Annotated in this window: 11 protein-coding genes; 7 read left to right on the top strand and 4 right to left on the bottom strand. The window is 57.2% G+C overall.

Annotated elements, in window-relative coordinates; genetic code table 11:
* Positions 1–158 precede the first annotated feature (158 nt).
* From VL547_RS01410 to VL547_RS01395, 4 genes are all read left to right on the top strand, one after another.
* Positions 159–1,082, top strand: a complete 924-nt coding sequence (locus VL547_RS01410) for an aspartate carbamoyltransferase catalytic subunit (protein ID WP_325574384.1) — start codon at positions 159–161, stop codon at positions 1,080–1,082.
* Between the two features lie 3 nt (positions 1,083–1,085).
* Entirely contained in the window at positions 1,086–1,424 is a 339-nt protein-coding gene (locus VL547_RS01405; RefSeq protein ID WP_325574383.1) for a DMT family protein, read from the top strand.
* An 87-nt stretch (positions 1,425–1,511) separates the two neighbouring features.
* On the top strand, positions 1,512–2,360 hold the full coding sequence (locus VL547_RS01400; protein WP_325574381.1) for a DUF4382 domain-containing protein: 849 nt from the start codon (positions 1,512–1,514) through the stop codon (positions 2,358–2,360).
* A gap of 445 nt (positions 2,361–2,805) precedes the next feature.
* The gene (locus VL547_RS01395) at positions 2,806–3,651 is read left to right on the top strand and encodes a DUF4382 domain-containing protein (RefSeq protein WP_325574379.1); all 846 of its coding nucleotides are present in this window, start codon (positions 2,806–2,808) and stop codon (positions 3,649–3,651) included.
* A 20-nt stretch (positions 3,652–3,671) separates the two neighbouring features.
* Here VL547_RS01395 and VL547_RS01390 read toward each other — a convergent pair whose 3' ends face one another.
* Positions 3,672–4,661 (bottom strand): oxidoreductase, encoded by a 990-nt coding sequence (locus VL547_RS01390; protein ID WP_325574377.1) that lies wholly within the window; start codon positions 4,659–4,661, stop codon positions 3,672–3,674.
* A 50-nt stretch (positions 4,662–4,711) separates the two neighbouring features.
* Here VL547_RS01390 and VL547_RS01385 point away from each other — a divergent pair, with 50 nt between their 5' ends.
* Entirely contained in the window at positions 4,712–6,334 is a 1,623-nt protein-coding gene (locus tag VL547_RS01385; RefSeq protein ID WP_325574375.1) for a glycosyltransferase family 39 protein, read from the top strand.
* Between the two features lie 4 nt (positions 6,335–6,338).
* On the opposite strand, the gene VL547_RS01380 is transcribed toward VL547_RS01385, so the two are convergent.
* Together VL547_RS01380 and VL547_RS01375 are read right to left on the bottom strand one after the other, a co-directional pair.
* Entirely contained in the window at positions 6,339–7,013 is a 675-nt protein-coding gene (locus VL547_RS01380; protein WP_325574373.1) for a response regulator transcription factor, read from the bottom strand.
* Between the two features lie 14 nt (positions 7,014–7,027).
* Complete coding sequence (locus VL547_RS01375) at positions 7,028–8,182, bottom strand: ATP-binding protein (protein ID WP_325574371.1); 1,155 nt, start codon at positions 8,180–8,182, stop codon at positions 7,028–7,030.
* 198 nt (positions 8,183–8,380) lie between these two features.
* Between VL547_RS01375 and VL547_RS01370 the strand changes: the two genes are divergently transcribed.
* Entirely contained in the window at positions 8,381–10,834 is a 2,454-nt protein-coding gene (locus tag VL547_RS01370) for an aminotransferase class I/II-fold pyridoxal phosphate-dependent enzyme (RefSeq protein WP_325574369.1), read from the top strand.
* A gap of 109 nt (positions 10,835–10,943) precedes the next feature.
* Entirely contained in the window at positions 10,944–11,207 is a 264-nt protein-coding gene (locus VL547_RS01365; protein ID WP_325574366.1) for a hypothetical protein, read from the top strand.
* 10 nt (positions 11,208–11,217) lie between these two features.
* Here the strand turns inward: VL547_RS01365 and VL547_RS01360 are convergent, their stop codons facing one another.
* Positions 11,218–12,108: a LysR substrate-binding domain-containing protein gene (locus VL547_RS01360; protein ID WP_325574364.1), complete on the bottom strand. Its 891-nt coding sequence runs from the start codon at positions 12,106–12,108 to the stop codon at positions 11,218–11,220.
* Between the last annotated feature and the right edge of the window lie 9 nt (positions 12,109–12,117).

Here is a 12,117-nt window from a genome sequence, read left to right as displayed (position 1 = left end):
GCCTGGGCCCAGGCCAAAACGAGGTAAAAGAGGCACGGCGGGCCACGATACCGCGGACAGGCCTGGAGGCAGGAGACGCGGCGCCCAAGCCAAGAGGCATGCCGCGCAAATTTGTGGGACCGGTAACCGGAAAATTTCCTTTAATTTCGCGCCTTAAGATGCAATTGTCCACGAAACATCTCCTGGGTATACGGGCGCTCACCCGTGAAGACATCGAGCTCATTCTTTCCACCGCGGAACAATTCAAAGACGTTTTACAAAGACCGGTAAAGAAGGTCCCTTCCCTCAGGGACGTGACTATCGTCAACTTGTTCTATGAGAACTCCACGCGGACGCGCATCTCCTTCGAGCTGGCGGAGAAGCGCCTGAGCGCGGACACCATCAACTTCACGGCCAGCGGCAGCTCCGTATCCAAGGGCGAAACCCTCCTGGACACCGTCAACAACATCCTGTCGATGAAGGTGGACATGGTCGTCATGCGGCACAGCGCCAGCGGCGCCCCCCACTTCCTGGCGCAGCACATCCCCGCCGCCATCGTTAACGCCGGGGACGGCATCAACGAGCACCCGACTCAGGGGCTGCTCGACGCCCTGTCGATGAAACAGGCGCTCGGTACCCTGGAAGGCATCCGCGTCGCCATCATCGGGGACATCATGCACTCGCGCGTCGCCATGAGCAACATCTACCTCCTCAAAAAGATGGGCGCGGAAGTCATGGTCGCGGGGCCCCCCACGCTCATCCCCCCGTACATCCGGGAGGCCTTTGGCGTAAAGGTGGAATACAAGGTCAAGGACGCCCTGGAATGGTGCGACGTCGCCAACGTCCTGCGCATCCAGCTGGAGCGCCAGAGCCAGCCGCTCTTTTCCTCCCTCCGCGAATACAACCTGGCCTACGGTGTTACCCGCCGCCTCGTCGACGGGCTCAAAAAGGACATCTTCATCATGCACCCGGGGCCCATCAACCGCGGCGTGGAACTCGACAGCGATGTCGCCGACTCCCGCCATTCACTCATCCTACAGCAGGTCGAGAACGGCGTCGCCGTCCGCATGGCGGTACTCTACCTGCTGGCCGGCAAAAACTAACCTATGCGCACCGTCCTCCTGCTGATCCTGTCCAACATCTTCATGACCATCGCCTGGTATGGCCACTTGAAATGGTTCGAAAAGACCCCGCTCCCAAAGGTCATCCTGATCAGCTGGTCGATTGCCTTGCTTGAATACTGCTTCCAGGTCCCGGCCAACCGCATCGGCTACGAGGTCGAGCACTACAGCGCCTTCCAGCTCAAAATGATCCAGGAGATCATCACCCTCACGATCTTCTGTTTTTTCACCATCCTCGTGTTGAAGGAACACCTGAAATGGAACCACCTTGTAGCCTTTGGCTTCATCCTGGTAGGGGCCTGGTTCATGTTCCGAAAGTTTTAACATTTGGCATAGTTTGTGTTGAAACCAAGGCGGAAATTCCCCTCTGCCTCGCTCACTACCATTTTATTAAACAAAAACTTCCGTTGTATGAAAAGCATGAAATGGCCTTCATCGGCCGTGCTATGTGTAATGGGGATGCTGGCGGTAATAACCTCCTGTACCAAAAGCAACTCTTCGAGTAGCTCCGTCCCGCCGGGACAGCAGAAATTCAACATGTATCTGACCGACGGCCCCGTTAACTATCAGGCCGTGAACATCGACATCCAGTCGATCTCCGTTCTCGTCGCACCCGACTCCTGTAACGCCGACACCACCGGCAGTCAGTGGAACTGGAATCATCCAACTTGCTACCAATGGGACTCACTTAACATAACACCGGGCGTATACAACATCCTGAATTTCCAAAACGGGATCGACACGCTCTTTTCCGCAACCAACATCCCCAAAGGCAAGATCCTCAAGATCAGGATTACGCTCGGCGACAACAACTCGATCGTCGCCGACAGCACGACCTTTAAGCTGGACCTGTTGTGGGGCAACACGTTTACCATTAATGTCGACGAGTGCCAGCAGGTCGATCCGGGCAGCCTGGCGCTGTGGGTTGACTTCGACGCCGGTCATTCCATCATCGAAGTACTCCATCAGCACTTTGCGCTGTGGCCGCACATCCGTCTCTTTACCCGCGCCAACAGCGGCTCCGTCCAGGGCACCCTGCTCCCCGCCGCCGCCGACCCCTTCGTGAGCGTAATTTCGGGACAGGACACCCTGATCGCGCTCCCCGGACGCCATGGCAACTGGGAAGTCCGCGGCATCAAATCCAGCACCGTAGACGTCACCTTCCACGCAACCGCCGGCGCCTATCACGACACTACAATCAGCAACGTCAATATCAAACCGGGTTCCTCCGTGGACCTGGGTACCGTGACGCTGCACTAAACGCGTAACCCGCGGCTGTGCGCCGCGGGCCGCCCCTTAAAATATTCAACCCGAAAGGGAAGTTAGTCAGCACCCTATTTAGTACCCTTCAGTTAAAATGCCGCCGCCTCATCTCGCATGGGGCGGCAACTTTTTTTTTGCCGGCCCCTTCTTGGGTGGAGCTTAAGGGGCCGGCAAAAAAAATCATATGCGTTGCGACCGAAGGGGCTGCGCCCCCTCGGTACTCCCCCTTCGGAGGCTGCGCCTCCGGACCTCCGCTTCGGGGCTGCGCCCCGGACCTGCTCGGGCTGCGCGCGTGTATGCGCAGGGGGATAGCTGGGTGGGATAAATTAATTTAATGTACCATTGTCTCAGGATGACTAACGGTCCGGCACAAACTTTGTGCAATTTGGGGGATACCTCCCTCTTACTCCACCGCGCAACTTTCACTCCAAAATAATGCACTATGAAACGCACCACGTGGGTTTCCCTGGCCTTGCTGTGCCTGGGAGCGACGATCAACTCCTGTACAAAAGTCATCTCTACGGGAGGAGGATCTTCTGATAATCAAGACATGCAATTGCTACTGACGGACGATCCCCCTGGTCCGGGCGACCTGGTGAACTTTCAGGCCGACATCACGGCCATCAACGTGGATATCAAATCCGTATCCGTGATGACGATGAACGACACCTCGCACTGGGATTCGCTGAACATCCGCGCGGGGGTGTACAACCTCGTCAACCTCAGGAACGGTCTGGACACGGCGCTCGGCACCACCAGCCTCAAAAAGGGTATGATCAAGTCGTTCCGGATCGTCTTCGGGAATAACAGCTCGGTGACCGCCAATGGGGTAAACGTCCAGCTGGGTCTGTTGTTCGCCCCCACCGTCATCGTCCCGGTAACCGGCGACTCCATACAGCTCGGCGACTCGCCGCTCCAGGTATGGATGGACATCGACGCCGGCCGCTCGATCGCCGAGGTAGGGCAGGGGAACTTCAGCCTCAAGCCCTTTATCCGCTTCTTTACCAGCAACAGCGCTACGCTCACGGGCATGGTCGCCCCGCAATCGTCCGCACCGATCGTGGGCGTAATCAGCGGGACCGACACCCTGACCGCCCTGCCGACCTTCCCCGCGGGCGATACCACCGGCACGGCCACCGGCATGTGGGAAGTGCGCGGCCTCAAAACCGGTTCGGTAAGCGTGATCGTTCATGCAACGGCCCCGAGCTTCATGGACACCGCCTACCTCAACGTCGCCGTACAGAACGGGCAGACGACCGACCTCGGAACCGTTTGGCTGAAGCCGTAACGGGGCGCCGCCGCGCGCGGTTAGCGACCACGCTCCAGTCTTGCCACGCGTCCGTGGGCTCCGGCCAGATATACAACGCCGCCGGAGCTCACGGCCACGTGGTAACTCTCCCGCGATAGCGACCGCCAATGATCACCGTCGTCCGTCGACACATCCACCCCGCTGGTCCCGCAACAGAGCCACGAAGCCCCGGATAGGTGCACCACGCAGCTACGGTATCCCAAAGGGCCGGATGCAGGCGCGCGCCAGTGCACCCCCCCATCGGAGGAGATCAGGCAATTCCCGCGGGAAACGCTATCGTGTGCAAAATCCCCACCCACAACAATCCAGTGCGCCCCGGAAATGCCAATGCTATTCGCGCCCGTACTGACGGCGCCATTCAACAACGGCAAAGTAACCGCCGCGGACCCGGTAAACAGCCTTGACACGGGTCCCCCGCTCACAAAGGCGTATGGAAGCCCATCCTGTAACAGCAGCCGTATATTCGTCCCGCTGGAGGCAAAACAGCCCTCCCCGCTATCCGCTACAGGCCGGATGCCATCCGAAAACGGCAGCCAGCTGCGCCCCGAATCCTGCGTCATCGCCAGGTAGAACCGCCCACCTACCGGGTCGCCCACCACGATGCCCTTAGCCCCCAGGAAATCCATCGCATCCAGGAACATGCCAGGTGTAGCGTCCCGGAATACCTCCGTCCAATGCGCGCCGCCGTCGCCGGTCCGTAAGAGCACCGCCGGGGTATCCACCGCCATGACCATGGCCGTTAGAGAGTCATACGCATAAATATCCCGGAAATCGCGGCGCTCAAATCCCGGCACAGAGGCCCACCTCCAGGACGAGCCCCCATCGACGGAACGCCCGATAAGACCGGTCCCGCTGACCCACACGACCGACGCCGAAGGCGCCGAGAGCCCGCGGAAGCTCGCCCGCCCGTAAGGCGTAAGCACCTTAAAAGTCTGGGTCATCCCCACAAGAGGCATCAAAACAAACATCAGACCACCGATTTTATGCATATCGTCAAAATATACTATGAATCTACCCCGATTTTTCTACTTTGGACCGGATGAAAACGATGAAAACCGACAGTAAAACCCGCCTCCTGCTCTACGGTCTGGCGTTGCTCAAACTGGCGCTGCCTTACCTGATCCAAAACGGCGCATGGGAACCCCACCGGGACGAGTTCCTGTACCTGGCCGAGGGCCGGCACATGGCCTGGGGGTATATGGAAGTGCCGCCGCTGCTGTCGGTGTTTGCCTGGTTGACCGATCTATTCAACGGAAGCATATTCATCATCAAATTCTGGCCGTCGCTTTTCGGGGCGCTGACCTTCCTGCTGGCCGGCCGGGTGGTGCTGAGCCTGGGCGGCCGCTGGCTGGGCCTGGTGCTGTGCTTCCTGCCCTTCGTCTTTGGCGCATGGCTGCGGATGCAGTTCCTCTTCCAGCCGAACTTCCTGGACATCTTTTTCTGGACCGCCACCGTGTATGGCCTGGTAAGATACCAGCAACGCGAAAACAACCGGGACCTCTATGTCGCGGGCATCGCCTTCGGCCTGGGTATGCTCAGCAAATATACCGTGGTGTTTTACGCGGCGGGTTTGGCCGGAGGCCTGCTCCTGACCTGGGATAAAAAAGTCATCGCCAACAAGCATTTCTATATGGCGCTCGGTTGCGGGCTGCTCATTTTCCTGCCCAATTTCCTGTGGCAGGCGTACCGTGGGTTCCCGGTCGTGTTCCACATGAAGGAGCTCCAACGCAACCAGCTTCAATACATCAGCCCGGGAAACTTCATCATCTCCCAGTTCCTCCTCCAGCTACCCTGTATCGTTACCTGGGTGACCGGCCTCGTAGCCACCGTGCGCACAGGAAAATACCGCTTCGTCGCCTGGGCCACGGTGATCACGATCGCGCTCCTGGCCCTGGGCCACGCCAAGGACTACTACGCCCAAGGCGCGTTCCCGATCCTGATGGCGTTCGGCGCCGCACGGATCGACCAATGGGCGGGGGAAAAACGCCCGCGTCTGGCGATCGTGGCGTTGATAACGGCCTGGACGCTCCTGGCGGGGTACCGTTTTCTTACCATATCCTTACCCTTCCTTCCCCCCACGCAGCTCGCCGAATACTACGCGCATCATGCAACGGTAAAGAAGACCGGCGCGTTGCGCTGGGAAGACCAGCAAGACCACCCCTTACCCCAGGACTTCGCCGACATGCTCGGCTGGAAAGAAATGGCACGGAAGGTAGCAAAAGCTTACGCCACCCTCGACAGCGCCGAAAAGAAACAAACCTTCCTGTTCTGCGATAACTACGGGGAAGCCGGAGCGGTCAATTATTATGGTCGAAAATATGGCCTGCCCCCGGCCTACAGCGACAACGCGAGCTTCCTCTACTGGATGCCCGGAAGCGGTTTCGACAGCTCGAAAAACATCCTGCTCCTGGTGACCGACGACGAAGATGAGATGCAGCACGCCTTTATCCATGAATTCCAATCGGCCGTGTGCACCGACAGCATCACCGAACCGCTCGCGCGGGAACACGGCAGCCTGGTCATCCTGTTCAAGGGACCCAGCGAGCGCTTCCGCGCGGCATTCAGGGAAAAGATAGACAAGGACAGGCTAAAGACGACCGCTGAAGGCGCGATGCAAAAAATCGCACCCAACCCGCTGGACAGGGGCGGAAACCTCCATTAGAGGGCTATTTCACCAGCTCCAGCTTATACGCCGCCTTGATAAGCCCCACCGTATTCCTCGCGTGCAGCTTGTTGAGCAGGTTCTGCCGGTGCGTATCCACCGTCCGCTTTCCCACGAACAGCTTCTCCGCGATTTCCTCGTTGGTCATTTCCGCGGCGATCATCTGGAGGACTTCCAGCTCCCGTTTGGTCAGACCATGTGTCTCGAGGATGTGGTCGACCGCATTCCGGTTCTTGGCATCTAGCAGTTTGGAGGATACCTCGTTGGAGTAATAGGTTTTGTTTTCCAGGATGGTCTTGATGGCGGTGAGCAGCTGGGTCGGCTCGATGTTCTTGAGCACGTATCCGCGGGCGCCGGAGGCGATCATCTTATCGACATAGGCGAGCTCGTCGTAGTTCGACAGGGCGAGGATCTTTGTCCGGGGTTGGGTCCTCAATATCGCTTCCGCGACCTGGGCGCCGCTCTGGTCGGGCATCTGGTAGTCTATCAGGATGACGTCATAGGGTTTGCGCAATACCTTCTTGATCGCTTCCTCACCATTCTCTGCCTCGTCGATGATGAACTGGAACACGTCTTTTTTCGATTGCAACATGACCTTGATCCCATCCCTGACCATCTGGTGATCATCCACGATCAGCAGGTTGATAAGGTGGACTGCTACTTCATTGTCTAGCGTCATAGGAACTGCAGGTATTAGTGTTTAATGGGCAATGTCAACTGGTACTCCGCCCCGCTCCCCGGGGCGCTTTTGATCTTTACTTCTCCGCTATGCGACTTGATCCTGGACTGTACGTTGTACAAACCCCTGCCGGGGGATGCCATACCGTCCGGGAGTATAAAACCGTGGCCGTTGTCCCTGAGCACGATCCGTATCTGGTTCCGGTTGTGCTGGAACCGCATCCATATCTTTTCAGCCTTCCCGTGCGTAAGGGCGTTGGCGATAAACTCCTGGATCACCCGGAAGATGTCGATCTCCACCTGCTGGGGCAGGGAGGGGAAGTCGTCCGGACAATCGATCTCGAACCTTACCCGGCCTGCGTATATCGGCTGCTTACATAATTCCTCTATAGCCTTTAATAATCCGAACTCTTCAAGGGTTTTCGGCATTAAATTAAAACAAATATTGCGCATCTCCGCCTGTACTTTCATAAGGGCGTCCTTACTTTTTACCAGGATGTCCCTATTATGGCGGTCTTCACTTGTGTCCGCGGCGGCGGAGATATAGAACTTTATAGCGGAAATTTGTTGACCCAGACTGTCATGCAGGTCCGCCGCAAGTCGTTGGCGTTCCTGTTCCTGGGTATCGATTATAGCCCTAAGGAGTAAATTTTCCGACTGGATCTGGAGTGTTATATCCTTGGCCGTCACGAGGATGCTGCTGTTTTTGCGCATATCGTCCATGAGATAGCAGGCGTAGATGTGCACCGGCATTTTCCGCTGTTGGCCGGCGATAAAGACCCCGTCCTCGTGCACGGAGGGCGCGCCGGCCCGCAGTCGTTGCAGGATACGCGCAAAAAGCGAGCTCCGTCCGGCCTCCTGCCACTCGTCCAGGCTTTTGCCGAGGGCCTCTTCCCGGGAGCACCCCAATTGCTCGCAACCCGCCCGGTTGATCTCTTCGACCCGGCCGGCCCGGTTGAGTACCATCACTATATCGGAAACCGAGTTGAGGATGTTGATGAAGTAGTTCTTCCGGATCGTGGAATCCTTCAGCTCCTCCCCCAACATGTTCACGCCGTTGATAAACGCGTCTATGTCATCCAGGTTTTCGGACAGCTCCAGGCGTCTGTCAAACTTACCCAGGGAATAGTCGGTTAAAAGCTTGTTGATTTTGTGGATACGCTTGTCCAAATCGCGCCTGCCAGTTTGTTTCAAAAATACCATTTTAACCGGATGTTGCGCAGTCTCCCCCGGGAGTGCGCTTCCAGTCTGCTTTCTACGTATAAATACGTAGGAAAAATTACTATATCAAAATTTTAAAAATCAGTGTTTTATACGTTGTCTTGCGTTTTATAAAAGGATAGGTTACCGTCCTAAACCTTATTGAATATGGGAAAGAGTGCTTCATTCTACGAAACCATCGACCAGATCATTACGCACGGGGTACAGAAAGACATCTTGCATTTGTACAACGAAGAGCATTCCTTTAGCGGCAACTACATGGTGCTCCATGGCAAAAGAGTTGTCAACTTCGGCTCGTGCAGCTATTTGGGTTTAGAATTCGATGAGCGCCTCAAGGACGGCGCCAAAGAAGCCATCGACCGGTATGGCACCCAGTTTTCAGCGTCCCGCGCCTATGTATCCCTGAAACTGTATCAGGACCTGGAAGAAGCCTTTTTGCAAATATTCGGGCAGCCGATCGTCATCGTACCGACGACCACGCTCGGACACCTCTCCAACCTGCCCGTACTCGTCCAGGATGAGGACGCCATCATCATGGACCACCAATTGCACAACTCGGTGCAGTCCGCCGTCACGCCGCTCAAGGCGCGGGGCGTGTACACCGAGCTGGTGCGTCACAACCGCATAGACCAGGTGGAGGACAAGGTAAAGGAACTGCGGAGCAAATACCGTAAGATTTGGTTTATGGCCGACGGGGTCTATTCGATGTTCGGGGACAACTGCCCTGTGGACGACCTCTATGCCCTGATGGACCGTTATCCCGAATTGCACGCTTACCTGGACGACGCCCACGGGATGAGCGTACACGGCAAACATGGCCGCGGATTCGTCCTGCGGGACCGGGTCATGCATCCCAAGCTCATCATGGCCACGTCATTGGCCAAGGCCTTTGCCACGGGGGGCGCCGTTATGGTATACCCCGACACGGACCAGATGCAAAAAGTCCGGAACTGCGGGGCGCCCCTGCTGTCTTCCGGCCCGATGCAGCCCGCGGTGCTGGGGGCGGCCCTCGCCTGCGCCCGGATTCACCTGACCGACGAGATCTACAGTCTCCAGGCCGACTTGCACGAGCGGATCAGGTTCACCAACCTCATGTTGAAAAAGTACAAGCTGCCGGCGGTTTCGCAACCGGAGGGCGCAGTTTTCTTCGTGGGGGTAAGCCTGCCCAAGCTGGCGTACAACATGGTGGCCAGGATGCTCGATTGCGGGTTCTACGTGAACCTGGGCATATTCCCCACCGTCCCCATGAAACAAGCCGGCGTCCGCTTCACCATCACCAGGCTGCACAGCTTTGCACAGATCGAGGAAATGATCGCCATCATGGCCAGGGAGCTCCCCAAGGCCATGAAGGAAGAGGGCATCACGCTGGCCGAAATCTACAAGGCCTTCAAGATGCAAATGCCGGAAGAAGCCGAGCTCGACAAGAGCGTGGACACCATGCTGGCGCAAAGCCTGTCCCTCTCCCTCAGTCACTATCGCGCCATCGCCGAGGTCGACCGCGCCGAATGGGACGCGATGATGACCGACCGGGGTACCTTCGACTGGGCGGGGATGCATACCCTGGAAACGTCCTTTACCCACAATGACCTGGCCGCTAACAACTGGATCTTCGACTACGTCATCGTCCGGGACCAGACCGGTAAGCCGGTTGTCGGCTCCTTCCTGACCACCGGTCTTTGGAAGGACGACATGTTGTCCCCCGCCGCCGTTTCACGGCATGTGGAGACCCTTCGCCAGAAAGACCCCTACTACCTTACCTCAACCGTGACCGCCGTCGGTTCCTTATTGACCGAAGGCGAGCACCTGTTCGTCGACAAGACCTCCCCCTATTGGAAAGAGGCCCTGCTGATGTTTATTGAAAAAGCCTACGCCGTCCAGGAACAGCACAAGGCGGGGAATGTCGTCATCCGTGATTTCCATTCCATCGACCAGGAGCTGGACACCCTTATGGTGGACAATGGCTTTGTCCGCATCGCCATGCCCGAAACCAGCATTGTAGCCGATCTCAGCTGGGAAGGCAAAGATGGTTACTACAACTCCCTGTCACAGCGGTCCCGCCAGCACTACAGGGAAGACGTCCGCAAGCACGAATCGAAGTTCGACGTGACTGTCGTCACCGAATACCCTGGGGACGCCGTCATCGACCAATGGTACGGCCTTTACCAGCATGTCAAGACACATAGTCTCGAGCTGAACACGTTCGATCTGCCGAAGAAGTGGTTTGCCCGGATATTCGATAACCCTGACTGGGAAGTATTGACCCTGTCGCTCAAACCCGGTTTCGGGGAGGACGACCGGCCGGTTTGTATGGTGATCAACTACAAGGGCGGGAATATCTATTCCCCGATGGTCATCGGATTGGACTATACCCACAACAAGGACTACAAGATCTACCGCCAGGCGCTTTACCAGCTCGTACTCCGGGCCAAGGACCTTGGTAAAAAGAAGGTATGTCTGGGCTTTGCCGCCGCAACGGAAAAGAGGAAAGTGGGCGCCGAGCCTGTTCAGGCTTACGCCTATATCCACAGCCGGGATACATTTAACATGGAAGTACTGGCAAGTCTCAAGGAAAATACCGTTCTTTACGCCCGCCAGTCATAGGCGTAAAACCTTATGGAATCATACACCTGCCGCAGTTATAACCTCAAACACTTCACAATGCCAACCACGCTGAAAAGAATACCCCCTATCGGTAATTCCATGAACTATCATGAAGATAACCAAAGGAGAATATTGTCAATTCAACCTGAAGTCGAAGGTAGAGATGCTCAAGGAGTTTGGGCAGCTCGAGTTTGAGCGCACTTTTGGCAGCACAGAGGTCCGTATCTTCACCATCTATGATTTTTATGTCGAGGTCATCTATAACCAGATGAAATCCGAGATCGAAAAAGTGGAACCGGTGAACTTTATGGACATTCTGCGGATGTACGATCAATTGAGCAACAGCGACACAGATAAAGAAGAGGGCGAATAGCCCTCTTTTTTCATGCCCCGCCCGTACCATTCGCGCGCAGCAGCGTCACCATCTTCTCCAGCGCCGCATTGCGGTTGCTCCGCAGCCAGACAGCGGTCAGCTCCGCCTGCCGCGACGTATGCCGTAGCGGCAGGAATTTCACCGTATGCTTATACAACCGGAGAAACGTCTCCGGCAGAATGGAAATCCCCAACCCGCTCTCCACGAGCTTCACGATCGTGTGCCCGTGCGTCGATTCGTGCGCCACGTGCGGCTGGACGCCGGCCTCGGTGCAGACGGCCAGAATGTGCTCGTGGTATAGCTCCCCGTCGTGACGGGGCGGCAAAATGAACTGCTCGGACGCGACCTGTGTCAAAGACCGGAACGTGCGCACGGTCAGCTTATGCGACAACGGTACCACCAGGTAGAACGGCTCGCGCCATACTAAAAGCGTCCCGAGTAACGGATGCGCCGCCGGATTCCGCAGGATGCCGATGTCCAGGGCGCCCTCGTGCAACGCCGACAGCTGCACCGCCGAGGTCATCTCGGATAAATACGTTTGAATACGCGGGTACTCCCTGTGCAGCGCCGGCAGAACCCGGGGCAGGACCGTATTTACGCACGACCCCGTATACCCGATCCGAAGCTCGCCCTCGAGCCCTTCGGCGACCAGGCGGACGCGATGCGCAATATCTTCCAGGGAATTCAACAGCGGGCCCACCGCCGACAGCAGATACGCCCCCGCGGGCGTCAGCGCCACATTGCGGCGGTCGCGCTCCAGCAGCAGCACGCCCAGCTCGTCCTCAAGCGCCTTGATCTGGCGGCTGAGGGCCGGCTGCGCGATAAAGAGCGACGCCGCCGCGCGTTTGAAGTGCAGCTCGGTCGCGACGGCGCGGAAATAGGCGAGACGCTGGAGGTTCATTGATGCCTA

The organism is Dinghuibacter sp. (assembly GCF_035492835.1).
Classification (GTDB): domain Bacteria; phylum Bacteroidota; class Bacteroidia; order Chitinophagales; family Chitinophagaceae; genus Dinghuibacter.
The sequence above is the reverse complement of the archived record's forward strand: the minus strand, read 5'-3'. Positions and strand labels throughout refer to the sequence as shown.

Bases quoted from the DNA above. Each gene is read 5' to 3' on its own strand.
- VL547_RS01380 (WP_325574373.1), bottom strand. From the start codon at position 7,013: ATGACGCTAGACAATGAAGTAGCAGTCCACCTTATCAACCTGCTGATC.
- VL547_RS01395 (WP_325574379.1), top strand. From the start codon at position 2,806: ATGAAACGCACCACGTGGGTTTCCCTGGCCTTGCTGTGCCTGGGAGCG.
- VL547_RS01370 (WP_325574369.1), top strand. From the start codon at position 8,381: ATGGGAAAGAGTGCTTCATTCTACGAAACCATCGACCAGATCATTACG.
- VL547_RS01390 (WP_325574377.1), bottom strand. From the start codon at position 4,661: ATGCATAAAATCGGTGGTCTGATGTTTGTTTTGATGCCTCTTGTGGGG.
- VL547_RS01360 (WP_325574364.1), bottom strand. From the start codon at position 12,108: ATGAACCTCCAGCGTCTCGCCTATTTCCGCGCCGTCGCGACCGAGCTG.
- VL547_RS01410 (WP_325574384.1), top strand. From the start codon at position 159: ATGCAATTGTCCACGAAACATCTCCTGGGTATACGGGCGCTCACCCGT.
- VL547_RS01385 (WP_325574375.1), top strand. From the start codon at position 4,712: ATGAAAACGATGAAAACCGACAGTAAAACCCGCCTCCTGCTCTACGGT.
- VL547_RS01405 (WP_325574383.1), top strand. From the start codon at position 1,086: ATGCGCACCGTCCTCCTGCTGATCCTGTCCAACATCTTCATGACCATC.
- VL547_RS01400 (WP_325574381.1), top strand. From the start codon at position 1,512: ATGAAAAGCATGAAATGGCCTTCATCGGCCGTGCTATGTGTAATGGGG.
- VL547_RS01365 (WP_325574366.1), top strand. From the start codon at position 10,944: ATGAAGATAACCAAAGGAGAATATTGTCAATTCAACCTGAAGTCGAAG.